The 25,507-nt window shown below is 73.5% G+C and carries 25 protein-coding genes; 12 read left to right on the forward strand and 13 right to left on the reverse strand.

What is annotated here, in order from left to right; all coding sequences use genetic code 11:
• Positions 1 to 17 precede the first annotated feature (17 nt).
• Positions 18 to 1,061, forward strand: coding sequence for a dipeptidase (locus SXIM_RS01295; protein WP_046722700.1), 1,044 nt, complete (start codon positions 18 to 20; stop codon positions 1,059 to 1,061).
• On the forward strand, positions 1,058 to 2,929 hold the full coding sequence (locus tag SXIM_RS28465) for an FAD/NAD(P)-binding protein (protein WP_078846808.1): 1,872 nt from the start codon (positions 1,058 to 1,060) through the stop codon (positions 2,927 to 2,929). Before SXIM_RS01295 ends, SXIM_RS28465 begins: the two co-directional genes overlap by 4 nt.
• Before the next feature lie 691 nt (positions 2,930 to 3,620).
• Here SXIM_RS28465 and SXIM_RS01310 read toward each other — a convergent pair.
• The 3 genes from SXIM_RS01310 to SXIM_RS01320 all read right to left on the reverse strand — a co-directional run bounded on the left by SXIM_RS01310 (position 3,621) and on the right by SXIM_RS01320 (position 6,998).
• Entirely contained in the window at positions 3,621 to 5,411 is a 1,791-nt protein-coding gene (locus SXIM_RS01310) for an asparagine synthase-related protein (RefSeq protein WP_046722702.1), read from the reverse strand.
• A gap of 137 nt (positions 5,412 to 5,548) precedes the next feature.
• Entirely contained in the window at positions 5,549 to 5,674 is a 126-nt protein-coding gene (locus SXIM_RS28780; protein ID WP_107046937.1) for a lasso RiPP family leader peptide-containing protein, read from the reverse strand.
• Entirely contained in the window at positions 5,625 to 6,998 is a 1,374-nt protein-coding gene (locus tag SXIM_RS01320) for a LacI family DNA-binding transcriptional regulator (protein WP_168222741.1), read from the reverse strand. Before SXIM_RS01320 ends, SXIM_RS28780 begins: the two co-directional genes overlap by 50 nt.
• Positions 6,999 to 7,288: 290 nt before the next feature.
• On the opposite strand from SXIM_RS01320, the gene SXIM_RS01325 reads away from it, so the two are divergent.
• Positions 7,289 to 8,752: a Gfo/Idh/MocA family protein gene (locus SXIM_RS01325; protein ID WP_053116066.1), complete on the forward strand. Its 1,464-nt coding sequence runs from the start codon at positions 7,289 to 7,291 to the stop codon at positions 8,750 to 8,752.
• A gap of 372 nt (positions 8,753 to 9,124) precedes the next feature.
• On the opposite strand, the gene SXIM_RS01330 is transcribed toward SXIM_RS01325, so the two are convergent.
• The 3 genes from SXIM_RS01330 to SXIM_RS01340 form a co-directional block, all read right to left on the reverse strand.
• Complete coding sequence (locus SXIM_RS01330) at positions 9,125 to 10,393, reverse strand: CynX/NimT family MFS transporter (protein ID WP_030726868.1); 1,269 nt, start codon at positions 10,391 to 10,393, stop codon at positions 9,125 to 9,127.
• Between the two features lie 66 nt (positions 10,394 to 10,459).
• Positions 10,460 to 11,167, reverse strand: a complete 708-nt coding sequence (locus SXIM_RS01335) for a FadR/GntR family transcriptional regulator (RefSeq protein WP_030726871.1) — start codon at positions 11,165 to 11,167, stop codon at positions 10,460 to 10,462.
• Positions 11,168 to 11,320: 153 nt separating this feature from the next.
• Positions 11,321 to 12,562: an MFS transporter gene (locus tag SXIM_RS01340; protein ID WP_030726874.1), complete on the reverse strand. Its 1,242-nt coding sequence runs from the start codon at positions 12,560 to 12,562 to the stop codon at positions 11,321 to 11,323.
• A 329-nt stretch (positions 12,563 to 12,891) separates the two neighbouring features.
• Here SXIM_RS01340 and SXIM_RS01345 point away from each other — a divergent pair, with 329 nt between their 5' ends.
• Both SXIM_RS01345 and SXIM_RS01350 read left to right on the forward strand, forming a co-directional pair.
• Positions 12,892 to 13,692, forward strand: a complete 801-nt coding sequence (locus tag SXIM_RS01345; protein WP_030726877.1) for a hypothetical protein — start codon at positions 12,892 to 12,894, stop codon at positions 13,690 to 13,692.
• Positions 13,693 to 13,870: 178 nt separating this feature from the next.
• Entirely contained in the window at positions 13,871 to 15,037 is a 1,167-nt protein-coding gene (locus tag SXIM_RS01350; RefSeq protein ID WP_046722704.1) for an aldose epimerase family protein, read from the forward strand.
• 214 nt (positions 15,038 to 15,251) lie between these two features.
• Here the strand turns inward: SXIM_RS01350 and SXIM_RS01355 are convergent, their stop codons facing one another.
• Genes SXIM_RS01355 through SXIM_RS01365 form a run of 3 tightly spaced genes read right to left on the reverse strand, consistent with a single transcriptional unit; the run spans position 15,252 to position 17,223 of the window.
• Complete coding sequence (locus tag SXIM_RS01355; RefSeq protein WP_046722706.1) at positions 15,252 to 15,854, reverse strand: response regulator transcription factor; 603 nt, start codon at positions 15,852 to 15,854, stop codon at positions 15,252 to 15,254.
• A complete protein-coding gene (locus SXIM_RS01360) occupies positions 15,851 to 16,993 on the reverse strand; it encodes a sensor histidine kinase (RefSeq protein ID WP_218941153.1) in 1,143 nt (380 codons plus the stop codon). The genes SXIM_RS01355 and SXIM_RS01360 overlap by 4 nt, the downstream gene beginning before the upstream one ends.
• The gene (locus tag SXIM_RS01365) at positions 16,990 to 17,223 is read right to left on the reverse strand and encodes a hypothetical protein (protein ID WP_148236058.1); all 234 of its coding nucleotides are present in this window, start codon (positions 17,221 to 17,223) and stop codon (positions 16,990 to 16,992) included. The genes SXIM_RS01360 and SXIM_RS01365 overlap by 4 nt, the downstream gene beginning before the upstream one ends.
• Before the next feature lie 166 nt (positions 17,224 to 17,389).
• On the opposite strand from SXIM_RS01365, the gene SXIM_RS01370 reads away from it, so the two are divergent.
• From SXIM_RS01370 to SXIM_RS27895, 4 genes are all read left to right on the forward strand, one after another.
• Positions 17,390 to 18,280: an ABC transporter ATP-binding protein gene (locus SXIM_RS01370; RefSeq protein ID WP_030726892.1), complete on the forward strand. Its 891-nt coding sequence runs from the start codon at positions 17,390 to 17,392 to the stop codon at positions 18,278 to 18,280.
• A gap of 45 nt (positions 18,281 to 18,325) precedes the next feature.
• On the forward strand, positions 18,326 to 19,045 hold the full coding sequence (locus tag SXIM_RS01375; protein ID WP_030726895.1) for a hypothetical protein: 720 nt from the start codon (positions 18,326 to 18,328) through the stop codon (positions 19,043 to 19,045).
• A 120-nt stretch (positions 19,046 to 19,165) separates the two neighbouring features.
• A complete protein-coding gene (locus SXIM_RS27890) occupies positions 19,166 to 19,471 on the forward strand; it encodes a hypothetical protein (RefSeq protein WP_246156816.1) in 306 nt (101 codons plus the stop codon).
• Complete coding sequence (locus SXIM_RS27895; protein ID WP_246156819.1) at positions 19,441 to 19,674, forward strand: hypothetical protein; 234 nt, start codon at positions 19,441 to 19,443, stop codon at positions 19,672 to 19,674. Before SXIM_RS27890 ends, SXIM_RS27895 begins: the two co-directional genes overlap by 31 nt.
• A 69-nt stretch (positions 19,675 to 19,743) precedes the next feature.
• Here the strand turns inward: SXIM_RS27895 and SXIM_RS01385 are convergent, their stop codons facing one another.
• Positions 19,744 to 20,196, reverse strand: coding sequence for a VOC family protein (locus SXIM_RS01385; RefSeq protein WP_199811758.1), 453 nt, complete (start codon positions 20,194 to 20,196; stop codon positions 19,744 to 19,746).
• A gap of 194 nt (positions 20,197 to 20,390) precedes the next feature.
• Positions 20,391 to 21,251 carry an NAD(P)-dependent oxidoreductase gene (locus SXIM_RS01390; protein WP_030726904.1) on the reverse strand — a complete coding sequence of 287 codons (861 nt, stop codon included), beginning with the start codon at positions 21,249 to 21,251 and terminating at the stop codon, positions 20,391 to 20,393.
• A 73-nt stretch (positions 21,252 to 21,324) separates the two neighbouring features.
• On the opposite strand from SXIM_RS01390, the gene SXIM_RS01395 reads away from it, so the two are divergent.
• Positions 21,325 to 21,687, forward strand: a complete 363-nt coding sequence (locus SXIM_RS01395; RefSeq protein WP_030726907.1) for a MerR family transcriptional regulator — start codon at positions 21,325 to 21,327, stop codon at positions 21,685 to 21,687.
• Here SXIM_RS01395 and SXIM_RS01400 read toward each other — a convergent pair.
• On the reverse strand, positions 21,684 to 23,018 hold the full coding sequence (locus tag SXIM_RS01400) for an aminotransferase class I/II-fold pyridoxal phosphate-dependent enzyme (protein WP_046722708.1): 1,335 nt from the start codon (positions 23,016 to 23,018) through the stop codon (positions 21,684 to 21,686). The genes SXIM_RS01395 and SXIM_RS01400 overlap by 4 nt on opposite strands.
• A gap of 46 nt (positions 23,019 to 23,064) precedes the next feature.
• On the opposite strand from SXIM_RS01400, the gene SXIM_RS01405 reads away from it, so the two are divergent.
• Both SXIM_RS01405 and SXIM_RS01410 read left to right on the forward strand, forming a co-directional pair.
• Positions 23,065 to 23,754: a pyridoxamine 5'-phosphate oxidase family protein gene (locus SXIM_RS01405; RefSeq protein ID WP_043176904.1), complete on the forward strand. Its 690-nt coding sequence runs from the start codon at positions 23,065 to 23,067 to the stop codon at positions 23,752 to 23,754.
• Positions 23,755 to 23,798: 44 nt separating this feature from the next.
• Complete coding sequence (locus SXIM_RS01410; RefSeq protein WP_030726915.1) at positions 23,799 to 24,626, forward strand: PhzF family phenazine biosynthesis protein; 828 nt, start codon at positions 23,799 to 23,801, stop codon at positions 24,624 to 24,626.
• Here the strand turns inward: SXIM_RS01410 and SXIM_RS01415 are convergent.
• Positions 24,599 to 25,432 carry a CPBP family intramembrane glutamic endopeptidase gene (locus SXIM_RS01415; protein WP_030726918.1) on the reverse strand — a complete coding sequence of 278 codons (834 nt, stop codon included), beginning with the start codon at positions 25,430 to 25,432 and terminating at the stop codon, positions 24,599 to 24,601. The genes SXIM_RS01410 and SXIM_RS01415 overlap by 28 nt on opposite strands.
• Between the last annotated feature and the right edge of the window lie 75 nt (positions 25,433 to 25,507).

Consider the following 25,507-nt stretch of genomic DNA (forward strand, 5'->3'; position numbering starts at 1 on the left):
CACCCCTGGAGTTCCCCGTGTCCACCGCACCCGCCGCCCCGGCCTTCGACCCGGCCGCGCTGCACCGTGACAGCGTCGTCTTCAACGCCCTGGACTGCACCCCGCTGAACTGGGCGGACGAGATCTACCTCGGCAAGCTCGCCGCGTCCGGGGTCACCGCCGTCAACCACGCAGTGTCCATCTCGCAGGACTACGACGCGGCGGCGGCCGGCATCGCGGGCTGGCAGCGGCGGTTGGCGGAGACCGGCGGGCGGGTCTTCCAGGGCTACGGTCTGGCCGATGTGGACCGGGCGCACAACGAGGGGACGGTGGCCTGGTTCGCCGGCTTCGAGGACAGCAAGCCCATCGGTGAGGACCTGTGGCGGCTGCACGCGCTGTACCAGATGGGCCTGCGTTTCATGGGCCTGACGTACCAGAACCGCAACTACGCGGCCGACGGCAGCGGGGAGAGCGCCAACGGCGGGCTGAGCCGGTTCGGGCGTGCGCTGATCAGGGAGTGCAACGACCTGGGGGTCGCCCTGGACCTGTCGCACACCGGTGAGCGCTCCACGCTGGAGACCATCGAGCTGTCCGAGAAGCCGGTGCTGGTCACGCATGCCGGGCTGACCCGGTTCGTGGACAGCCCGCGCAACAAGAGCGACCAGGTGGTGCGGGAACTGGCCGCCCGGGGCGGGGTGTTCGGGCTGGCCGCCAAGTCCGGATTCCTCTCCCCCAGCGGCCTCACCCAGGGTGCCGACCCGGAGGTGTTCGCCGACAACATCGACCACCTGGTGGACCTGGTCGGGATCGACCACGTCATCGTGGGCACCGATGTGGGGGACGAGCGCAAGTACTCCAAGGCGGGCATGGCACGGGTGCGGCGGCTGTACCCGGAGATCCCGATCGTCGGGGACGACCTGAACCTGGACATCATCCACCCCGAGGGCATGGGTACCCCCGCCGACCTCCCGCGCATCACCGAGGTGCTGGCCCGGCGCGGCTACGGCGCGGACGACATCACGGCGGTGCTGGGCGGCAATCTGCGCCGGGTTCTGGGCGACATCTGGGACACGCGGCGGTGAGCCGGAGCCGGCCGGTGGTCGCGGTGATCGGGGCGGGCCCGCGTGGCCTGGCCGTCCTCGGCCGGCTCCTCGCCCACCTCGGTCCCGGCGGGTCCTGGGCGGGCACCGGCGCCGATCTGCACGTCATCGAGCCACAGGTGCCGGGCGCGGGCCGGGTGTGGTCACCGGACCAGCCCGAGGCGCTGCTGATGAACACCCTGGCGGGGCACGCCACCGCCTACCCCGACGACTCGGTCCGCATGGCGGGTCCCCCGCTCACCGGGCCCGGTCTGCTGGAGTGGTCGCGGGAGCGGGGGCTGGGCCTGGCCCCCTGGGAGCACCCCGGCCGGGCGCTGATGGGCCGGTATCTGGCCTGGGCGTACGAGGATCTGTCGCGCCGGGCGCCGGACGGTGTCCGCGTGGTGCCGCACCGGACCCGGGCCACCGCGCTGGAGCGGGTGCCCGGCGGGATACGGGTCCATCTGGAGAGCGGGGCGCCGGCGGTGACCGCCGACGCGGTGGTGCTGGCGACCGGGCACACCGATCAGCTCCCGGGGGCGCGGGAGCGGGAGCTGAGCCGCTTCGCCGAACACCACGGCCTGGTGCACCTGCGGCCCGGGTACCCGCACGAGGCCGCCCTGGACCGGCTGGAACCCGGGGCGACGGTCCTGGTGCGCGGCCTGGCCCTGAACTTCTTCGACCAGCTCACCCTGCTGACGGCGGGACGAGGTGGGCGCTTCACGCAGAACCCGGACGGCAGTGCCCGGTATCTGCCGTCCGGGCGTGAACCCCGGCTGATCGCGGGATCCGGGCGGGGCGTGCCGTATCTCGCCCGGGGCCAGGCTCCCGGGGCGATGCCGCGCGGGCACCGGCTGCGGTACTTCGACGCGGAGCGGGCGCGGCAGTTGGCCGCGCGCGGTCCCGGCCGGGTGGACTTCCGCACGGAGGTGTGGCCGCTGATCGCGCGGGAGGCGGGGGCGGCCTGGTACGAGGTTGCGCTGCGGCTGCGGCCGGGGATGTCGCGGCTGCCGCGAGCGGAGTTCCTGGAGCGGTACGGCGCGGTGGAGCACGGTTCGCCGCGGTGGGCGGCGTTGCTGGCCGAGGCGTTTCCCGACCCGGCCGACCGCTTCGACCCGGCCGCGCTGGACCGTCCGCTGGCCGGCCGGGTCTTCCCCGACCGTCAGGCGCTGGGTTCCTGGATACGCCGGTTCCTGCGCGCCGACCTCGCCGCCGCCCGGGACCCGGAGCAGAGCCCGCTGAAGGCCGCGGCGGCGGCGATCGCCGCGACGAAGGCGCAGGTGCGCCGGGTGGCGGTGGCCGGGGTGCTGAACGCGGCAGGGCCGCGCGAACTGCGTTGGTTCCGGGGGTTCGGCGCCCATACGGCCAGTGGCCCGCCGGCTTCCCGGATCGCCGAGTTGCTGGCGCTGCACGAGGCGGGGGTGGTGGAGTTCGCGGGCGCGGGGCTGACGGTGGGCACCGACGGCGCCGCCGGGCTGTTCACCGGCGCGTCCCCGACGGTGGGCGGGGAGCCGGTACGGGCCGGCGCGCTGCTGGACGCGTGGCTGCCGGGGGCGGATCTGGCCACCACCGGCAGTGCGCTGCTGGCCTCACTCGCCCCGGGCGGGCTGGCCCGCCCGCACCGGGCCGGCGCGGGGGACGCGGCCGTCCCGACCGGGGCGCTGGACGTGGATCCGGTCACGCTGCGGGTGCGGGACGCCGCCGGGGTGCCGCAGCCCGATCTGTTCGCCTGTGGCATTCCGCTGGAGGGCATCGAGTGGAACACCGCGATCGGCGCCCGCGCCGGGGGCAACGCCGCGCTCTTCCGGCAGGCCGACACCGTCGCCCACGGAATGCTCACGGCGGCGGCGGGACCGTACGCGCGCCGCTGACCGGGCGGGACGGACCGGGTGGGCGCGCCCGGCGGACGCCGCCAGGGCTGTCGGTGGGCCGGTCGGCCATGGCAGCGGCGCGCTGAGGGTGCGCCGGACGCACGCGTCCGGGGGCCCGTCCCACGGCGCCGATCCGTCCCGGGTCCGGCGTCCGACACCGGCCAGGTCCCCCCGCGTACGGGGCCCCACCCGCCGCCGAGGTCGCCGAAAGGAGCCGCCGGGGCCGGGTGGTGCTGTGCGCCGGTCAGGTCCAGTCGATGATCCGCCGGACCAGGCCCGTGACGGCCCGTCTGATCCCCCCGAACAGCCCCGCCGCCACGGACACATTGGCCCCCAGCACGGCCGCGTCCGCGCGGTACGACCCGGCGCGGCAGGTGGGGCACGAACGGGGCCAACGGCGCTTTCGCGCACCGCACTTCTTGCATGTCGCCATGTTCCGCCGCTCCCCTTGTTCCCCCGTCGCCGCAGGGAGGACATGCTCGCGCGGCTTCCCCGACCGACAGGTTCCGTCGGCGACGCGTCAGCGGGCCGCCTTCGCGAGATCTGTTTATCAGGTCCCGCGCCCCGGCGGGAACGGCCCTCTGACGCCGGGTGCCCCCGGGGACCGCGCCGACTGCCCCCGGGGGCAGTTGGCACGCGCCGTCCCGCGTCCGCGACGGGTGATCCACGGGCGGGTGGCCGGCCGCGCCCGTCAGCGGGTGTGTGAGCGGAGCCAGACCTCGCACGCCACCGTGGGCAGCAGACCGTTGATGTCGGCGACGGTGGCGTGCGAGTGCAGCGCGCCGCGTGCCCGTTCCGGGTCGATGAGGCCCCCGGCGGCGAGCAGCGAGGTGTCCAGGAGGGACCGCAGGGGGCGTCGCTGTCGGCGCAGCGCGCGGTGGAGATCCGCGTCGTACCGGCCCTTGGTCGTCCGGCTCAGGTTCCCGGGCGGGACGACGCCGTCCATGGCGGAAGTCAGCAGCGGCTTGAACCGCCCGGGCAGGTCCGTCTCGGTGGGCCGCGCCGACAGGGCGGCGGTGACGACGTGATCGTCGTGGTAGGGGGAGGCGTACGGGGGCCCGGCCAGGGTGGTGTTCAACTGCCGGACGGCGTTGCCCCCTTCCCTGATCAGGCACAGCACGAAGTGCTGCCAGCGGTGCGCCGCCAGCGACTCGGCCCGGCCCTCCAGGACGCCGCGCAGCACCGCGCGGGCGGCGTGCACCGCCTCGGGGGTGGCCCAGGGAGGCATCCGGGGCGGTGGCTGCCATCCGAGCCGGCCCAGCAGTTCGTGGGCGGGTGGCCCGTCCAGGTCCCGCAGGAGGTGGCGCAGCCACCGCCGGTATCCGGGAGGCGCGGCGACGGCGCGCAGTCCCGAGAGGGTACGGACGCGGTGGTCGAGACAGCGGCGCCGCAGGTGGCGCAGCACGTGCCCGGGGCGGCTCAGCGCCAGATCGGCCAGGTAGGGCGGCGCGGGGGTGAACAGTTCGTCCCCGCCGCCGCCCATGAGATGGAGCCGGGACCCGGCGGCTTCCGCGCGCCGCAGGACATCGCTCTGCTTGGCGACGTCCCGGACCCAGGGCACCGGCTCCTCCGTCCTCAGGCGCAGCGTGTCGATCCCGGCGTACCAGTCGGGGGTCCGCGGTGCCCCGATCACCAGATGGCGGGCGTCCGGCAGGGCGCCGGCGGCCCGCCGCGCCCAGAGCGCGTCGTCGTTGCGGGGGTCGGCGCTCTCCCAGCGCACCGTCACCAGCCGGGCCCCGCCCCGGGAGTCGGCGGTGAAGCACAGGCTGGTGGAGTCCAGGCCGCCGGACAGGTCGGCGCTGATGGTGCCGCCGCCGGCGGTGCAGGTGGCCACCGCGCGGGTCAGCGCCTGCCGCACCTCGCCGGCGGCCTCGCGCAGGGAGCGTCCGGGCTCGGGCGGGCTCCACCACCGCACCCTGCGCTCGGAGCCGTCCCGGTCCCAGGTCAGGGCGTCGTCGGGGCGGACCGCCGTCACTCCCGGCCACAGGGTGCGGCCGCCGAGCGCCGCCCAGGGCATCGGAGGGTCCAGCAGGCGGGCGGCCAGCATCTCCGCGTCCGGTGCCGCGCCGAGCAGGGCGGCGAGCGTGCCCGCGTCCGGGGCGGCGACCGGCACACCGTCGACGCGGGCGGTGAACACCCGGCAGGTGGCCGAGGCGGCGCCCCGTACCCATACCCGGCCGTCCACGGTCGCCAGCAGGTGGTAGCTCCCCGCCGTACCGGCGACCGCCGCCTCGACACCGGGGAGATCACGGACTTGGGCGATCCGCGCTCTCAGTTCCCCGGGGGTCAGCGCGCTGCGCCCCAGCACCGCCACGCGGACGCGTCCCACCCGCGCCGTCACCGCCGCGCTGCCGTGCCGGGCGCCCACCAGCCAGGGGCGCCCCGAGGCGTGCCGCAGGCTCCGCGCGCCCGGCTCTGCCAGGCGGTGCGCCAGGGCGGCGGCGGCTTCCGTGTCCGGCAGCACCACCCACGAACCGTTCATCAGCCCCACCGTCCTCCACGCGCACGCCACCCGGAAACCGCACGCGGTCCGTTCCGCGCCCGCGCGCCGGGACCGACGGACCGACGGGGACGGGACGAACCTGGGTTGTCCCGCCCCCGTCATCGCGACGATCGCTCTCAGCCCCACGTCTGGAACGGCGGCGCGCCCCCATCGGCGCGGGTGCCGAACCCCCCGAGGGTGACCTCGGTGAAGTCACCGGCCTCGGTCACCCGCGGCGGCTCGTAGGACTCCGCATCCTCCATACAGCTCACCTCCGTTCCCGGCCGAACATGGGGAATGTACGGGCCGCCCGGCCGAGCGCGGCCCGCAACGACCTCCCCACCGACGCCGGGCCCCAAAGCGCCGCCGGGGGCAAACCGCCGGGAGAGGTGGATCCGACGCCCGGACCGGGCCGGAGCGCCCCCGCCGCACGCCGCCCGCCCCCATCAGGCGCACGACCGGGCCGCGCGCCCCGCCCGCATGCCCCGTCAGAGAGCGGGGCGGCAACGGATGCCTCAGGCCAGGGACGTGTCGGGGGTCCGGGGCGAAGGCGGGGCCGTACGGGTCAGCGGGCCGGGCCGGTGGAGGAGCGCCAGATGACCTCGGTGAACGGCGCGTTCTCCTCGGGGGCGTCTCCCCCTTCAGTGTTGCCAGCAGTTGGCGGGCCACGCGGCGGCCGATGATGTCGTGGTCCACGAAGACGGTGGTGAGCGCGGGGGGCATGGCCGCCCCCACCGGGCTGTTGTCCCAGCCCGTCACGCTCAGGTCCTGCGGCACCCGCCAGCCACAGGCGACCGCCCCGCTGATGGCCCCCGCCGCCAGCAGGTCGTTGGCGGCGATCACGGCGGTCACTCCGCTGTCGGCCGGCAGCGCGACGACGGCCTCACGGGCCCGCTGGGCGAGCCAGTGGCAGTCGATGACGGCGTGCGAGGTCAGGCCCAGGCGCTCGATCGTCTCCAGGTACACGTCGCGGCGGCGCCGCGCGGACAGGTGCTCGTAGCCGCCGGCCAGGTGCAGGAAGCGGCGGTGTCCCTGCCGGGCGAGCCCGGTGACGATCTCGGCCATGGCCTGCGCGTCGGCCAGTTCACCGATGCTGCGCATGTGCGCGTCGTAATGCGGGGTGACCACGATCGGGGTGCCGCTGGAGGCCCGGCGGGTGTCCAGCGGCAGGGCGGTGAGCGCGAGCAGGCCCTCGTAGAAGCCCGAGTCGGCCAGTTCGAGGGCGCGTTCGGCCCGGGCCCGGGAGGTCCCGTCCAGGGTGAAGACCTCCACCCCGTATCCGGCCCGGTGCGCCTCGTCCTGGGCACCGGCGAGCATCTCCAGCGAGCTGACCGCCGTCCCGTGGGGAAGCAGGAAAGCCAGCCGCCCGGTGTGCCGGTTGCGCATGGCCCGGGCCACGAGGTTGGGCCGGTAGTCGAGTTGTTCGACGGCGAGGCCGATGCGCGCACGCAGGTCCGCGTGGACGGTGCCGTCCGCCTTGAAGTAGCGGGAGACCGTCTGGTGGGAGACCCCGGCCAGCCGCGCGACCTCCCGCATGGTCGGACGCCGCGGCGCCGCGTGTCCGCCCCCCGGGGGCTCACTGCTCATGGCGTTCCCTTCCGAGCGGTCACGGAGGAACATCTTGACACACGGAAGAACGCAAACCTACGGTTGAGTGACCGTTCACTCCGTGCCGGAGCACCTCGGGACCGTCCCGGAAAACGCTTCTGAACAGGTTGTCTCACTCATCGCTCCAAGGAAACAACTCCTCGGACTGGCGAGGCGGGTGAACGTTCACTTCGTCATCGCATCCGATCCCCGACCGGTACGGCGAGGGTCCCCGCGCGGCCACGCCGCGCCCCTTGCGCCGACCGAGACCGAAGGACGAGAACGGACCCATGAGCATCCACAGCCCCGTCGACCAGAACCCCACGGCGCCCCTGCCGGCGTCGAGCCGCAGCGCGACCCCGGCAGCCGGTGTGGTGCCCGAGTTCGCGCCCCCGCCGGCGGACCGTCCGCGCAAGCGCTACGCCGTGGCCGGCACCGGTCACCGGGCGGGCATGTACGTCTCCGCCCTGACCGGGGACCACGCGGACGTCGGCCACATCGTCGCCTGGCTCGACCCGAACCCCGGCCGCATCGACTGGTACGACGCGCAGGTGCGCGACGCGGGGGCCTCCGACCCGCGGCCCCCGGCCCTGCCCCGCTACACGCCCGACGAGCTCGAACGGATGGTGGCCGAGCAGAAGGTGGATGTGGTCATCGTCACCAGCCCCGACCACACCCATGCCGCGCTGGTGGAGCGCGCGCTGCGGGCCGGGGCGGACGTCGTGGTGGAGAAGCCGCTCACGACGGACGCCGAGGGCTGCCGGCGCATCACCCAAGCCGTCGCCGAGACCGGCCGCGATGTCGTGATGACGTTCAACTACCGCTACGCACCCAGGAACTCCACGCTGCGCGAGGTGATCGCCTCGGGCCGCATCGGGACCGTCACCGGCGTCCACTTCGAGTGGGCGCTGGACACCGTGCACGGAGCGGACTACTTCCGCCGCTGGCACCGTGAGAAGGAGAACTCCGGCGGCCTGCTCGTGCACAAGTCGAGCCACCACTTCGATCTCGTGAACTGGTGGCTGGACGACGTCCCCCGCCGCGTCTTCGCATCCGGCGGGCTGCGGTTCTACGGGGACGTCAACGCCCGCGAGCGCGGCGTGGGCGAGCGGCCCGAGCGCGGAACCGACGCCCCGGGCGACCCGTTCTCCCTCGATCTGCGCTCGGACCCCCGCCTGGAGGGGCTCTACCTGGACGCCGAGCACCACGACGGCTACCGCCGCGACCTCGACCCGTTCGCGCCGGGGATCACCATCGAGGACAACATGGCCGTGCTCGTCGACTACCGCGGTGGTGCCCTCCTCACCTACTCCCTCAACGCGCACAGCCCCTGGGAGGGTTACCGCGTCACCGTGAACGGCACCGCCGGGCGCGCCGAACTCGAAGTGGTCGAGCGCGGCTTCGTGGACCTGCCCGAGAACGGGGAGGCCGTCCTCGACCCGTCGGCGACCCCGGTCCCCGCTGCCGGCGAGGCGCTGCGGCCGGACGGGGAACGCCTGATCGTCCAGCGCCACTGGGAGCGGGCCGAGGAGGTCCCGATCCCGGCCGGCATCGGTGGACACGGCGGCGGCGACGCGATCCTGCTCATGGACGTCTTCCGCGGCGACCTGCGGCTCGCCCCGGACCCGCTGCGCCGCCCGGCCGGCTACCTGGACGGGGTGCGCGCGGTCGCCGTCGGCATCGCGGCCAACGAGGCCATGCGCACCGGGCAGCCGGTCCCGGTCGGCGAGCTGGGCCTGGGCACCGATCTGTAGCCGCCCCGCCCCTCCCTCGGGTGGGGGCGGTCAGGCGCCGTCGCTGTGCCGGGACCGGGCCCCGGTGAGCCATCGGCCCGGGTGACGGGTACGGCCAGCCGGGCTCCGGCCACCAGGTGGCGCGGCCCGGCCCCGGGCCCTTTCGGCTCATGTCTACAGCCATGCCCGTCGGTGGGAGGGCAGTTGGCCCGTCAAAGGCAGAAAATGATCACCACTGACGCAGTGATCTGCCTGTGCGTTCACGGTGCCAGCACCACTGTCGGTGACGGTGGGCGGGCCGGCCCCACCGCCGGCCTTGCTCGTACCCGCCCCGACGGGGCGCGTGAAGAGCGGACCACCGCCGGACGCCCTGGGCCGGCCCGGCGGGCGGGGTCAGATCCGGCGGTCGCGGCCCGCGCCCAGGGCCAGCAGCATCAGACCGCAGCACACCAGCAACAGGGCGGTCAGCGGCACGGTCCAGCCGCCGGTCGCCTGGTGCAGGGCGCCCAGGACGAAGGGGCCGAGCGAGGCCAGCAGGTAGCCCCAGGTCTGGGACATCCCCGAGAGCCGGGCGGCGGTGTGCGCGTCCCGGGTGCGCAGCACGATCAGCGTGAGCGCGAGCCCCAGCGTGCCACCCTGGCCGATGCCCAGCAGTACGGCCCACAGCCAGGCGCCGCCCACCGGGTTGATCAGCAGACCCGCCACGCCGGCGGCCATCAGCCCCGCGGTGACGGCGCCCAGCGCCCGCTGGCGCCGCATGCGCCCGGCCAGCACCGGCACCAGGAGCGAACCGCTCATCTGCACCAGGGTGCTGAAGGCGAAGACCAGGCCGGCCTCCCCCTTGTCCATGCCGTGGTCGCTCAGCACCGTGGGCAGCCACGCGATCACCACATAGGCGACCAGGGACTGGCCCCCCATGAACAGAGTGATCTGCCAGGCCAGCGGCAGGGAGGTCAGGCGCGGCCCGGGGCGCAGCACCGGGCGCGGCCCGGCCGCCGCCGCGGGTGTCCTGTCCTTGCGGGCGAGGACGACATGGGGCAGCCACAGCAGGGCGGAGAGCGCGGCGAGCAGCGACCAGGAGACGAACGGCCCCTGCCAGCCGCCGAGCGCCCGCTCCAGCGGTACGGCGGTGGCCGAGGACACCGTCGCGCCGAGGATCATGGTCGTGGAGTACAGCGCCGTCATGGGCGCGACCTGGTCGGGGAAGTCGCGCTTGATGAGCCCCGGCATCAGCACGTTGAGCAGCGCGATCGCCGTGCCGACCAGGATCCCGCCGGCGAACAGCGCGATCACGGGGGGCGCGACGCGTACCAGGATTCCCCCGCACAGCAGCACCAGCGCCCCGAACAGCACCGCCTCGGTCCCGCGGCGGGCGGCCAGCCTCGGGGCCACGAGTGACCCCAGCCCCATGAACACCAGTGGCACGGTGGTGACCAGGCCCCCGGCGGTGGCCGACAGCCCGAAGTGGTCCCCGATGTCGGTGAGCAGCGGGGAGACTCCGGCCACGGCCACCCGCATGTTGAGCGCCGCGAGCACGATGCCCAGCAGCACCAGTCCGCGGTGCGGGAGCGCCGGCCGCCGCGTGGGCCGTATGGCCGGTGGCGGGGCGGGGAGGTCCTGTCCGGCATCGATCAGGGGTATGCCGGGCCGTGCTTGTGACAACGTGCGTCACCTTTCCGTTCTGCGGGTTGCTGTCGGTGCTGCCCCGGTCGGGGGCCACCGGACCGGTCAGTCGTCGGCCAGCAATTCCTCGACCTGCCGGAGCGGTCGCTCCAGCAGTGCCCGGGACGCCGCTTCCGCCGCCGCGGGGTCTCCGCAGGCGATGGCGTCCAGCAGCGCCCGGTGATCGGCGTGGTTCACCCGTGCCATCTCCCGGTCCGCGAGGGAGGCCACCAGTGCCTCGCGCACGCTCGCGGCGAACCAGTCGTACAGCGCGGTCAGGGCGGTGTTCCGGGCCGCGTCGACGATGGCGCGGTGGAACGCCACGTCGTGGTCGGCGTACAGCTCGGTGTCCCCCGCGCCGGGGCCGTTCTCCTGCCGCAGGAGCAGCTGTGCGTCCAGGGAGGACCGCATCCGCTCCAGGTCGGCCGGTTCGCGGCGCAGTGCGGCGAGCCGGGCGGCCTCGGCCTCCAGCGCGGTCCGCAGCTCCAGGACGTCACGGATCGAGGACCGCTGGACGGCGCGCAGCGCGGACGCCGGATCCGTGACGGAGACCACGAACGTCCCCTCTCCCTGGCGGGAGCGGAGCATCCCCGAGTGGACCAGGACGCGGACGGCCTCGCGGACCGTGTTCCGGCCGACCTGGAGGGTTTCGGCGAGCGCGTGCTCCGTGGGCAGCCGGTCCCCGACCGCCCACTCGCCGGAGGTCAGCTGCGCCCGCAGCTGTTCGACGACCGTGTCCACCAGCGACTGCCGTCCTGCGGCGTGCAGTGCCATGGGCGCCCCTCCTTCAAACCGATCAGCTTCTTGCCCAGTCATCCTACAACCGGATTTCCCGAAGACTGAAAGGCGGACGGATCGGGCACGACGGATGTCGTGGGACGGCCGGACGGCCGGCCTCCGTGCGCACCCCGAGCGGTCTCTTCGCCCTCAGTCAGGATCCGGAGCGGAACCGTGCACCGTGAGCCGCTCCCGCAGAGCGGTGAGGGTGAGCAGCGCGAACAGCGTGCCCGCCATCGGGACCAGGAACCCGGCACCGTCCCCCAGCCGGTCCTCCAGCTGACCGGCCGTGGTGACGGCGATGGCCTGTCCGAGCGCGACCGCTCCGGTCAGCCAGGTGAAGGCCTCCGTACGCGCCCCACCGGCGACCATGTCGCCGACCAGGGTGTATCCGGTGATGAGGGCGGGGGCGATGCACACGCCCACCAGGAGACCGAGGCCGGCCAGCACGAGGACGGAGTCCGTCGTCCACAGGCAGGACGCCGCGAGCGCGAGTGCCGTGTAGGCGCCGAGCAGCCGGTGCCGGGGGGTGGCCTTCCAGATGATCGCGCCGCACACGATGCCCGCGATCATGTTCCCCCCGGCGAAGACGCCGTAGAGGACACCGTTGAGCCCCGGTCGGCCGATGGACTCGGTGAACGCGGCGAGGGACACCTGCATACCGCCGAAGACCGATCCGATGCCGAGGAACGCGACGACCAGGACCTGCACCCCCGGCACCCGGATGGCGCTCCCCCGTGCCGCCCGCGCCCGCCGCTCGCGGACCACCGGTGGCTGCGTGCGCCGCTGCGCCGCGAACAGCAGTCCCCCGACCAGGGTCAGCGAGGCTTCCGCGACGAGCCCGGCGGCGGGTGTCACACCGGTGCACAGCGCGGTGGCGAGCAGCGGGCCGACGACGAACGTGAACTCGTCGGTGACGGATTCGAAGGCCGCCGCGGTGGGCGCCAGCGGCGAGTTCCTGAGCCGGACACTCCAGCGGGCCCGCACCATGGGGCCGATCTGGGGGACGCTGGCCCCGGTCGGTACGGCCACCGCGAACAGCGCCCACAGGGGTGCGTGGGACAGGGCGAGCCAGGTCAGGGTCAGTCCCGACAGCGCGTGGAGCAGGACGCTGGGGACCAGGACCGCGCCCTGGCCGTACCGGTCGGTCAGCCGGCCCGCGAGGGGCGCGCACACCGCCATGGCCACCCCGGTGGTGGCCGCGACGGCGCCCGCGGCGCCGTAGGAGCCGGTGGTGTGCTGCACGAGCAGCACGATGGACAGGGTGAGCATGCCGAACGGCTGGCGTGCCGCGAAACCCGGGAGCAGGAACGTCCACGCGCCGCGCGTGCGCAGCAGCTGTCCGTATCCGGGGCGGGGGGAGGTCGACGTCGGTGCGACCGTGGCTACCACGGCCCTTGCCTTTCTGCGGCCTGGTAGCGCGCCCGTGGCGGCGCCGAGAGCTGTCCTCTTGCGCTGAACTGCGGTAGATACCGGAGCTCGTCGAGGGGAGCATCCGGCCGCCATACGGTCGCGCCAGCTCTGCGTCAGGCAGAGGTGGTTCTGATCGGTGATCGTCAGCCTACCCGACCGCCCGGGGCCGGACCGGGCCGTCCCCCGCCGTTCGGGCAGGCGGGAGGGGTTGCCGACGGCACCGGGCGCGATGTCGCGGCGATCACCGATCGCCGACCCCCCGGCCCCGGTCACCGGGGCGTCCGGATTCGGCGCCGGAGAATGCACGCGTGGACGACGACGCGAACGCACTGCCGGCCCGCTGGTCTCCCGCGCCGGCCGGTACGACCGACTGGCTGCGGGAGCTGTGCGGTGACGGCCTCACCGGTTTCCTGCCCCCCGCGATGCCCGACGCGGCCTGGGTGCTGAACGCCATGTACGCGTGGGAGCACGGGGCGTCCGACCTGTCGGACCACGGGCCCCTCCGTGCGGGTCCGGCCGAGGTCAGCGGCCGGACCGATCTCCTTCCGGGCACGGACCCTCCGGTGGAGGGCGTGGTCATGGGGGGCGGCCTGGGGCGCGCCGGGCACCCGGGCCCGGGGTGGCGGCGGCTGCGCTGGGGCGAACTCGCGCGACGGACGGGGGACTCCGTGGTCCCCGACGGGCTGCTGCCCTGCTACCGCTGTTTTCCCTCTCTCTCCGAGAAGGGCGACTGGCCGCTGAACATCACTCCGCCCACGGAGGGGAGCGCGGACCGCGAGAGCTGGAACCGCCTGATCGCCGCTCTCACCGCGTACAGTCCCGGCGGCCCCGAAACCGCCTGCCTGGCCTACTACAACCCGATGACGCTCGGCGCCGTCGATCTCGACAGCCCGCACGTCCTCTCGGGGTGCCTCGGTGACGCCGGGGCGTTGTACGAACACCCCGGAATCGACTTCAGCCCGTCCAACCTCTGGGCGCGGGACCGCTCATGGGTGCTGTGCACCGACTACGACCTGTGGGCCACCAAGGTCGCGGGGCCCACGGAGCTGATCGGCGCGATCCTCGACGACCCGACGCTGGAGGCGATACGCCTGCCCTGGGCCCCCTGACGCCTCGGCCGACCCCCACCCTCTTGACGGGTCATCGTCACGTCACTACGTTCGCCCCGGATTTCGAACTGCGTACGAGATTCTGGACAGGCACGGCGTGACAGCCGCTCCCGAGTTCGCGGCGAGGTGCGCGCCGTTCCAGCGAACACCTCGTCACCTCCAAGGAGCCGCACCCGACATGAGTCCCGACAGACGCACCGTTCTCACCTCGGCCGCCGCCGGGGTCGCCGCCACCGCCGCCGGGATCGCCCAGGCCGGCACCGCCCGGGCCGCCGGGCGGGACCGCCCGGGTGACGCCGCCCCGCGCCGGGAGACCTTCGGGCGGCTGCCCGACGGCACCCGGATCGACCGCTGGACCCTCGCCCGCGGCGGCACCCGGCTCGGCGTGCTCAGCTACGGCGGCATCGTGCAGACGCTCGAGGTACCCGACCGGCGCGGGCGCGGCGCCAACGTCTCCCTCGGCTTCGCCACCCTGGAGCCGTACCTGAGCGCCACCACCTACTTCGGCGCGCTGATCGGCCGCTACGGCAACCGCATCGCCGAGGGCCGTTTCACCCTCGACGGGCGTACCCACCAACTCCCGCGCAATGACGGCCCCAACAGCCTGCACGGTGGTGACGCCGGCTTCGACAAGCGGGTGTGGGACATCACCGCCACCGGGCCGGCCGCCCTCACCCTGCGCCGGGTGAGCCCGGACGGCGAGATGGGGTACCCCGGCGCCCTGGAGGTGACCGTCACCTACACCCTCACCGACGACGGGGACTTCCGGATCGACTACCACGCCACGACCGACGCACCCACCGTCGTCAACCTGACCCAGCACACCTACTTCAACCTCAGCGGCGAGGGCAGCGGATCCGTCCTCGACCACCGGCTGGAGCTCGTCGCCTCCCGCTACACCCCGGTCGGCGCCACGCTCATCCCCACCGGCGAACTCGCCCGCGTCGCCGGGACCCCGTTCGACTTCCGCCGGCGCAAGCCGGTGGGCCGGGACATCCGCACCGCCCACCCGCAACTGCGGTACGGGCAGGGCTACGACCACAACTTCGTGCTCGACAAGGGCATCACCTCCCGCCCCGGCCCCGCCGCCACCCTGGACGACCCCGCCTCCGGCCGCTCGATGTCCGTCCACACCACCGAGCCCGGCGTGCAGTTCTACAGCGGGAACTTCCTGGACGGCACGCTGAGCGGCAGCAGCGACCGCTTCTACCGGCAGAGCGACGGCCTGTGCCTGGAGACCCAGCACTTCCCGGACTCCCCCAACCGGCCGGACTTCCCCAGCACCGTGCTGCGCCCCGGTGGCACCTATCGCTCCACCACCGTGTACTCCTTCGGGGCCCGCTGAACCGGCCGGCCCGAACGGCGAGGACCCGCGCGCCTGAATCACCCCCGAACCGACGGCACCCAGTGGCGTCCCGCGACCGGTTCGCCCACACCTTCCCGGCGCACGCGGTCACCTTCCCGCGCGTGCCCCCGCGCTGACGCGCGGGGCCGGGCGGACGCTCCCGGGTCCTTCGGGCGCCACCGTGCGCCCGAAGGACCCCCGGCGCACCGCCCGGTCACAGCCAGTCGTGTTCGCGCGCGTACCGGGCCGCCTCGTGCCGGGTCCTGGTCTGGGTCTTCTGCATCGCGTGCGAGAGGTAGTTGCGCACGGTGCCCTGCGCGAGGTGGAGCCGGGCGGCGATGTCGACGACCGAGTACCCCTCGCCGGTCGCCCGCAGCACATCGATCTCCCGTTCGGTGAGCGGGCAGTCGTCGACGACGGCGAGGGCGGAGACGTCCGGGTCGACCCACCGCCGGCCCTCGTGCAGGGCGTGAATGATCTCCGTGAGGTGAGCGGGTTCGGCGGACTTGCTGGCGAAGCCCCGGACGCCCAGCCGCAGCGCCTTGCGCAGCACGCCCGGCCTCGCGTGCCGGGTCAGCATGAGGATCACCTGCTGCGGCCGGACCCGGCGGATCTGTTCCACGGCGCCGAGCCCGTCCACCCCGGGCATCTCCAGATCGATGACCAGCACGTCCGGGCGGTGCTCCAGCGTGGCCCGTACCGCCGAGGCGCCGTCCTCCGCCTCGGCGAGCACTGTGATCCGGTCCTCCAGCGCCAGCAGCGCGGCCAGTGCCTTGCGCAGCAGCGCCTCGTCGTCGGCGAGCACCACGGTGGTCATCGGAGCTCCTCCCCCGCCAAGGCCGGGAACGCCACGGACGTACGGAAGCGTCCGTCCTGCTGCTCGACCGTCAGCTCGCCTCCCTCGTCCCCCACCCGCTCGCGCAGGACGGACAGTCCGCTGAGCCGGGTGAGCGCAGCCGTCCCCGCCCCGTCGTTGACGATGGTGATGCCCGATCCGTCGAGGGTGATCCGTACGTGGGTGGCCTGCGCGTGCCGCAGGATGTTGGTGGTCGTCTCGCGCAGGACCTGACCGAGCAGTTCGTTCGCCGCCCGCTCGTCCATCCCGGGGTCACGGTCCACGCGCACCCGGATGCCCGCGGCCTCGAAGAGGTTCTTCGCGTTCTCCAGCTCGACGGAGAGGTTGAGCCGCCGTTCGGCGTGCGCGAGTTCCTTGGTCTGGGTGATGGTGTCGCCGACCAGGGCGCGCACCTCCCGAAGCTCCTCCTGGGCACGCCCGACATCGCTGTCCAGCAGCTTCTCGGCCAGCGCGATCTTCAGCTTCACCACGTGCAGGGTGTGGCCCTGGATGTCGTGCAGATCGCCGGCGAACCGCACGCGTTCCCGGAAGACGGCCAGCTCCGCCTCGCGCTCGCGCGACTCCTTCATGAGCTTGTAGAACATCTCGTTGGCGAAGGTGAGGCCGGTGGCCATCGCCGTGACGCCGGTGGGGACGACGAAGTACGGGAGCAGGTCCTCGGAGAAGGCGTGCGGGGCCACGATCAGCCGCCCCGCGCCCACGGCACCGACGAAGGCGACCAGGACCACGGCCGCCAGGGCCCGGTGCCGCCGCAGCTGCGGGATGAGGGTGGGACCCACGATCGTGAGGCCGTAGGACGCGGTCTGGAGACCGGCGAACAGCGCCCCGTACGCCCACACCCCCGCCGTGATGGCCAGACAGGTCAGGGCGATGCGGGAGGTGTCGCCCCGGGCCCAGCGTTCGATGAACACCAGGGCCACGACCAGGCTCACGGTCAGCACGGTGGCGTTCCACCAGGTGCTGGAGTCGACGACCACCAGCATCACGCCCACGAGGGTGAGCGGGGGCAGCACGGTGGCGCGGTTGAGCGTACGCAGCCGCCCGGAGATCGCTTCGGAGTGATCCATCGTGGAGTGCGGGGCCAGGTAGAAGGTGCTCACCGGTCCTCCCCCGGCCGCGGGGTGATCTGCCCCAGCAGGGGGAACGCCAGCGCGGCCGGCACGGTGAGGGCGGCCGCCGTCCACATCGGCCACCGGTTGTTCTCCAGCCAGGACTCCATGCCGTCAGGGTAGAGGCCGAGGTCGAGGGCGTGGAGAAAGTAGACCGCGCACACCACGACGAGGACGGTCATACCGGCCATCAGCGGCATGCGCGGAGATCTGTCGCCCATGTGCGGCTCTCCCGGGATCGAACGGCGGGGTCACTGTCCGCAGTATTCGGCCGGCCCGGACGGCACACCAGTGACACCGTGTCATGGGTTTCGGCTGAGGAACGTCATCGCCGCCGATGACACCACGCCACTGCCGGGGACGTCCCGCGCCGGATGGAATCGGTGCATGACCACCACACCCGTCATCGATGTCGACCGTCTGAACCTCGTCTACGGCGACTTCCACGCCGTGAAGGACCTGTCCTTCCAGGTGGGGCGCGGAGAGTTCTACGCGCTGCTCGGCACCAACGGAGCCGGCAAGACCTCCACCCTGGAGATCATCGAGGGCCACCGCACCGCCACGTCGGGGACCGTACGGGTCTTCGGCCACAGCCCGCGCGACCGGAGCACGGTGCGGCCCCGGATGGGCATCATGCTCCAGGAGAGCGGGTTCTCCCCGGACCTGACGGTGCGCGAATCGGTCCGGCTGATCGGGGACCTCACCCGCCGCACCGACAAGGCCGAACGCGTGCTGGGCATCGTGGACCTCACGCACAAGGCCGGCACCAAGGTCTCCCAACTGTCCGGGGGCGAGAAGCGCCGGCTGGACTTCGCGACCGCCATCTACGGATCGCCCGAGCTGATCTTCCTGGACGAGCCCACCACCGGTCTGGACATCCAGTCCCGGGACGATCTGTGGGACTCCGTGGACAGGCTGCGCGAGGACGGCTCCACCATCGTGCTGACCACGCACTACCTGGAGGAGGCCCAGCAGCGGGCCGACCGGATCGGACTCATGCACCAGGGCGCCTTTCACCAGGAGGGGACCGTCGCCGAGCTGACCCGGACCCTGCCCGCCGTCATCCGCTTCACCCTCCCGGCACAGGCGTCGGCGCTCCCGCTCCACGCCAGGCCCGACGGGGAGCGCGAGGGCGGATACGTCATCGAGACCTTCGGGCTCCAGAAGGACCTGCACGCCCTGCTCGGCTGGGCCGAGGACAACGCGGTGGAACTGCGGGACCTCCAGGCAGGACCGACGCGGCTGGACGACGTCTTCCGCGCCATCGGCAGCAACTGACCACCAGCACCCACCCGGCACCCTTCCCGGAAAGACGCCTTCACCATGCTCTCCATCGCGCTCAGCGAGCTGATCCAGATCTTCCGCAACCGGCTGATCCTGGTCACCAGTTTCATCATGCCCGTGGCGGTCAGCGCCTACTTCATCCACCAGCACGAGGTCTTCGCCGAGCTGGGCAGCCTCGGCTACATCGCGGCGGTGGTGGTGTTCACCGTGGGGGCCTTCGGCCTCTACACCACCACGGTCACCACCCTGGCCTCCCGCCGCCAGAACCTCTTCCTCAAGCGGCTGCGCTCCACCGCGGCGGGCGACACCAGCATCCTGTCCGGCCTGGTGTTCCCGGCCACCGTCATCGCGCTGGTCCAGGTGGTCGCGATCCTCGCCGCGCTGGCAGGGGTGAGCGGCAGTCCGGCCAACGTCGCGCTGCTGGCGGTGGGGGTCCTCGCCGTGGTGGCGATGATGCTCGCCCTGGCGCTGGCCACCGCCGGTCTGACGAACTCGCCCGAGCACGCCCAGGTGACCACGCTGCCGGTCAGCCTCGGCGTCATCGCCGTCGCCAGCTGGGTGGGCATCAGCGGCACCGAGGAACTCGCCACACTCAAGCGGCTGCTGCCGGGCGGCTCGGCCACCGAGCTCCTGGTCGACTCCTGGAACGGCGGGGTCGCGGTCACGGACTCGCTGATCCTGCTCGCGCCCACCTTCGGCTGGGTCGTCGCCTCCGTGGCGCTCGCCTCGCGACTCTTCCGCTGGGAGCCGCGCCGCTGACCCGGCCCCGGGGTGACCACGCGGGGAACTGCGCGGCGGCCCCGGTCGTCCCCTCTGCCGACACGCACACCGGCGGACGCATGGCCGTACGCCCCTCGTACGCTCTCGCTGGAGGCACCCGTGGCCATGGTCGGCCTGTTCTGGATCACCGAGGAGTCGGTCCATCTGGGGGCCGAGCCGATCGGCCCGACATCGGGGGTTCGGCTGACGGAGGACGGGGTCCAGGGCCTGGGGAACGCCCCCGACCCGTCCTGGAGCTGGGACGAGGTGCGGCGGGTCGAGATCCGCGACGTGAAGGTGCGCTCCGTCGCACGGCGCCGGGTGGCCCTGACCCTCGGGGCGCTGTACGCGGCGGTGACCGGCGACGCCGGCGACCCCCCTCCTGCACACTGCGGGTGGAGACGGCCGACCGCACCGCGGAACTGAGCTTCTACGCCTCCGCCGTCGGCGGGATCTACTCGCCGGCCGAGTTCGCGCTCTCCCGGACGCTCCTGGACCGGATCGCCGGCGGCGGAGCCCGGGTCGGCGACCTGCTCGCCTGGCGCCGCGAGCAGACGGACGACACGACCCCGCCCCCGGAGGAGCGCGAAGCGCTGCTGCGCAGGTGGGCCGGGGGCCAGGCGTATTGATCGTGGTCCGCCACGAGGCAACCGTTCTCGTCGCGGCCACCAACGAGTGGCTGTGACGAGCACGGATCCTCAGCTTCCGAAACCGGTCAACGCACCACGGTCGTCGAACCTCGCACCGGATGCCCAGGCGATCTCCCAGCGATTGCCCTCCGGGTCGGCGATGTACGCCGACCGGCCGCCCCACGGGCGGTCCACCGGATCAGCCACTGCGACGGCACCCGCCGCCACCGCGGTCGTGAAGGCAGCATCCACCTGCTGAGGGCTGTCCACATTGCAGGCGAGCGTGATGCCCGACCACCCAGCGGGAGACGGGATCGCGGTCGCCGCCTCGGCGGCCAGCTCATCCACCGGGTACAGCGCCAGCAGCACGCCACCGAGCAGGAAACCCGCCCACTCATCGTCGCTGGAGGGGATCTCCTCCCATCCCAGACCGCGGTAGAACCGGCGCAACCCCGGCAGGTCACGGGTGCCGAGGGTCACCACAGAGAGGCGGGAAGGCAGCTCAGACATGGCCAGGATCATGCCGCTGATCGGCTTCCGGCACCAAGTAGGCCGCCATCACGTTCGATGTACGCCCGGGGATCGATGCACGATCTCAGGGCGCGCTGCGGAAAGAAGAACCGCCGGGCGGAGTGTTCGTCGAGCCCTCCGACCACGGTCCGGTACCGGCAGTGCCGGGCCGGCCCGAGTCCGGGCCCGGCCGCCGCGCGAGCGAATCACCGTTTGCGGAACTGTTCCACCAGCGCCGTGTAGCCGCTGCCGCCGTGGCCGGCGGTCGCCGCTCGCTCCGCCAGTGCCCTGATGAGCCTCGGAAGCTCGGAGTTGACGCCGAGCAGCTCGCTCTCCCGGACCACCTGCGTCATTGCCGTCAGGTGGGTGTCCACGGTGCCATCGTCGGCCGGGTGGACGCCGTCATCGGCCTGCCGCGCGTAGCCCGGAAGCCAGCCTGCCACGATGTCGATCGCGGTCTGCGCGACGGGGAGGTACGCCGTGGCGGACACACCGGCCGGGCCGAGGATCGCAACGCCGTTGAGGAAGCCGTCGAGCATGCTCCACATCAGGACGAGGGTGGCCATCTCGTGTGTGGCTGCGAGGCCGGGGTCGTCTCCGAGGTGGAGGCCCGTGCCGAGACTGCCGAGGGTCGACGCGTGGGCGTCGTACAGCGGTCGCGGCCCGCTGTAGGCGAGCACGGCGTCAGCCGTGCCGACCGCCTCCGGGACGGCCATAACCCCGCCGTCGAGGTAACCACCGCCGCGGCGCACCACCTCCGCGGCGAGCTCTCTGGCGCCCGAGGGCGTGCCCGAGGTCAGGTTCACCACGACGCGACCATCGAGCGGTCCGTGGAGGACATCCGCCACGGCGTCGTAGTCGGATACGCAGACCACCACGAGCGGGGATGCCGCGATCGCGGCCCCCGGGGACGGTGCGAGCATCACGCCCCGAACCACGAGACCGTCGGCCTTGGCCGGCGTGCGGTTCCACACGGTCGTCGGGTGTCCCGCACGCAGGAACGCCTCGGCGAGGGCGCCGCCCATCAGTCCAAGGCCCAGAACCGTGACAGGTGTGCCGTTGTGCATCAGGTGCTCCTTCTCCGTTCGCTGGCACAATCGTCAACGTTCACACCGGTATGAAGGTCAAGGGGGAATGCGCGTGCTGATCGGGGAGCTGAGTCGGCGGACCGGGGTCAATGCGCACCAACTGCGGTACTACGAGGCTCAGGGCCTGCTGAGGCCTGTCCGTGGCGGCAACGGCTACCGCGATTACGGTGAAGACGCCGTGCTGACCGTGTCCCAGATCCGGAAACTGCTGGCGGCCGGGCTGTCGACTCAGGAGATCGGCCACCTCCAACCGTGCGTCACGGGCGGGGACCCCGATCTGAAGCCCTGCCCGGAAACACTGGAACTGCTTCGGGCGCGCATAGCCGGACTGGACGAGCAGATCGACATACTCCTCCAGTCCCGTCGGACACTGCGCCAGTACCTGGCGGCCACGGAGCGGCGGGCGGCCGGCTAGTCGTACCGGCGCACGGCGCCCGGGGTGAGGGCCGCCGCCACAGCGTCCGCGAGGGGGGCGATGTCGGCCGGGCCCAGGGGGGAGACGGTGAGCCGGATGCCGGGTGGCGAGGCCAGCCGGAAGCGGGCGCCCGGGCCCACCGCCCAGCCGGCGGTGAGCAGCCTGGTCACGGCGCCGGTCTCCTCCGGGGCCGGTACCCAGACGTTCATACCGCTGCGGCCCCGCGCGGTGACGCCGCGGTCGGCGAGGGCGGCCAACAGTGCCTCGCGCCGCCGTCCGTAGGAGGCGGCCACCGCGACCGGATCGACGGCCCCGCCGTGCCAGAGCCCGGCGACTGTCTCCTGGAGGAGATGGCTGACCCAGCCGGGTCCGAGCCGGTGCCGCCCTCCCACCCGGTCGACCGTCAGCTCGTCGCCGGTCAGCACGGCGACCCGCAGGTCCGGCCCGTACGCCTTGGCTGCCGAGCGGACGAACGCCCAGTGCCGGGTGGCACCGGTCAGCGTGTGCAGCGGCAGATCGACGATGTGGTGGCCGTGGTCGTCCTCGATGAGCAGGGTCTGCGGGTGGGCCGCGAGGACGGCCCGCAGCGCTGCGGCGCGCTGTGCGGTGACGGCGGCCCCGGTGGGGTTCTGGGCGCGGGCGGTGACCACCAGGGCGCGGGCGCCGCGCTCCAGGGCGTGTTCGGCGTCGCCGGGCAGCGGGCCCTCGTCGTCGACCGTCATGGGCAGGGCGCGCAGCCCGAGCGCGGGGACGAGGTCCAGGAGGCTGCCCCAGCCCGGGTCCTCGACGGCGACGGCGTCGCCGGGGCGCAGATGGGCCGCGAGGACGCGTTCGATGGCGTCCAGAGAGCCGGAGGCGACGGTGAGCGGGGCGTCCTGTACGCCGTCGGCGGCGAGTTCGGCGCGGGCGGCGGCGGCCAGCCGTTCGCTGACCGGGGGCGCGCCGTACATCGGCGGGGCCGTGGCGAAGCGTTCGCCGGCCGCGGCCAGTGCCGGGCCCAGCGGGGGCAGCAGGGCGGGGTCGGGGTTTCCGTCGGAGATGTCGCGGGCGCCGGGCGGTACGTGGACGCGGACCGTGTCGTCGCGCGAGGTGCTGGCGGGGCGGTGCCGCACCCGGCTGCCGCGCCGTCCTGCGGTCTCGATCAGTCCGCGCTCGCGCAGCGTGCGGTAGGCGGCGGCGACGGTGTTCGGGTTGACCCCGAGGGATGCGGCCAGTTCCCGCTGGGGCGGGAGGAGTTGGCCGGGCGCGAGATCTCCGGAGCCGATGCCCCGTTCCACGCTCGCGGCGATATCAGCCGCACCCCGTCCCGTAATGCGATAATCTCCTAGCACAAACAAGATTATGCACTAATGCAATATCGAGGGCAAGGAGAAACGCGTGCCCACCGCCGACCACGCCACCGGCAGCTACCCGCGCACCGCGCGCACCACCCCCACCCGCGCCGCCCAGCGTGCCTCCTGGGACCGGGAGCGGGTGCACGGCATCCTCGACGACGGTTATCTGTGCCATCTCGGCTTCGTCCGCGACGGTGCCGCCGTGGTGCTGCCCACCCTGTACGCGAGGGTCGGTGAGCGGCTGTACGTCCACGGCTCCACCGGTTCGTACCCGCTGCGCACGGCGAGCGGCGCGCCGCAGGGGCTGCCGGTGTGTGTGACCGTCACCCATGTCGACGGCCTGGTGCTGGCCCGCTCGGCCTTCCACCACTCCGTCAACTACCGCTCGGTGGTGGTGCACGGCACCGCGCGGCAGGTCACGGATCCGGCCGAGAAGGCCGCCGCGCTGGACGCCATCGTCGATCAGGCGATCCCGGGCCGCTCCGCCGACTGCCGCCCCGCCAACGGCAAGGAGGCGGCCGCCACCGCCGTCCTGGCCATCGAGCTGACCGAGGTGTCCGCCAAGTTCCGCACCGGCGGCCCGAACGACGAGCCCGAGGACCGGGAACTGCCCCACTGGAGTGGCGTGCTGCCGGTCTCCGTCTCGACCGGCGCACCGGTGGCGGCCCCGGATCTGGCCGCCGGGGTCGCCCTCCCGTCCTATCTGACCGCACAGCGGTCCACGAACGCCTGATTGGCCGTGGCCGGCCGCGCGCCGCGCCGCCTAACGTGCCGGCCATGAGAATCCGCATCGTCGACGCGTTCACCGACCGCCCCTTCTCCGGCAACCCGGCCGGGGTGGTCCTCCTCGACAGCTGGCCGCACGAGGACTGGCTGCGCGCCGTGGCCGCCGAGGTCAATCTGCCCGAGACCGCCTTCGCGGTGCCCACCCCGGGCCGGGACGACGCCGACTACGCCCTGCGCTGGCTGACCCCGACCGCCGAGGTGGAGCTGTGCGGCCACGCCACCCTCGCCACCGCCCACGTGCTGTACGGGAACGGCGTCGCCCCGGGCCTGTTGCGGTTCGCCACCCGCTCCGGCGTCGTCACCACCCGGCCGGACACGGAGGGGGCGATCACGCTGGACTTCCCCACCGCGCCGCTGACGCCGCTGGACATCCCGCCGGGGCTCGCCGAGGCGCTGGGGGCGCGGCCGGTGTCGGTGCACTCCCCCGGCCCCGCGATCGCCGAGTTCCTGGTGGAACTGGCGGACGAGCGCACGGTGGCCGGCCTCACCCCGGACATCGGCCGGCTCGGCCAGGTCATCGTGACCGCCCCCGCCGATGACCCGGGCTCCGGTTACGACATCGCCTCCCGCTGTTTCTTCCCGGCGGTCGGTATCCCCGAGGACCCGGTGACCGGCAGCGCGCACACCGCGATCGGCCCGTTCTGGGCGCGGCGCACCGGCCGTACCCGGCTGACCGGCCGCCAGCTCTCGGCCCGCGGCGGCACCGTGCGCATGGAGATGGCCGGTGACCGCACGCTGCTGACCGGCACAGCCGTCACCGTCATCGACGGCGCGTTGCTGGCGGGCCCGGGTCAGGCGGTGGGCAGCCAGCTCACATGACCGGCCAGCAGCGCGTACCCGATGAAGGCCACGATGTCGATCAGGGCGTGCGCCACCACCAGCGGCATCACCCGCCCCCAGCGGCGGTACAGCCACACGAAGATGACGCCCATGGCGACATTGCCGATGAACCCGCCGATGCCCTGGTAGAGATGGTAGGAGCCGCGCAGCAGCGAGGAGGTGAGCAGCGCGGCCGGCGCGCTCCAGCCCAGTTGGTCCAGGCGGCGCAGCAGATAGCCGACCACGATCACCTCCTCCACGATGGAGTTCTGGAGCGCGGAGGCGATCAGCACCGGGAACTTCCACCACACCTCGGGCAGTGACTCGGGCACCACGGTGAGGTTGGCGCCGGCCGCGTGCGCGCCGAGGTAGAGCAGGATGCCGCTGCCGCCGATGCCGGCGGCGACCACCGCGCCCCAGGCCAGGTCGAAGCGCGGCCGGCGCAGGTCGAAGCCGATCACCCGCATCCCGGTGCCACCCGGGCCCGGTTCGCGCAGCAGCAGATGGGCCACCAGCAGGACCGGCACCAGGGCGGTGCTGATCGCGAACACCTGCCACACCAGGTCGAGCCAGGGGCGGCCGGGGGCACGCGAGCCGTTGAGGGTGGCGGCCTGGTCGGCGAGTCCGCCGGGGCGGGTGAGCGCCCCGACGAAGCGGATCACCGCGGCGATGCCGCTGGCCCCCAGGGACAGGGCCAGCACCAGCAGCAGTTCCCGGCTCAGCATCCGCCGGTCGTTCTCCCCGGGCAGCGCGGGCACCCGCCCGCCGCCCGCCCGGGCCGGACTCTCCGGGTTCAACAGCCGCACCTTCACTCCGTTCGCCGCGCCGACGCTCCGCCACCGCGGGGGCGGCTGGACGGAGCGGCGCGGGCGCGCGGCGCG

It is taken from the genome of Streptomyces xiamenensis, assembly GCF_000993785.3.
GTDB classification, from domain to species: domain Bacteria; phylum Actinomycetota; class Actinomycetes; order Streptomycetales; family Streptomycetaceae; genus Streptomyces; species Streptomyces xiamenensis.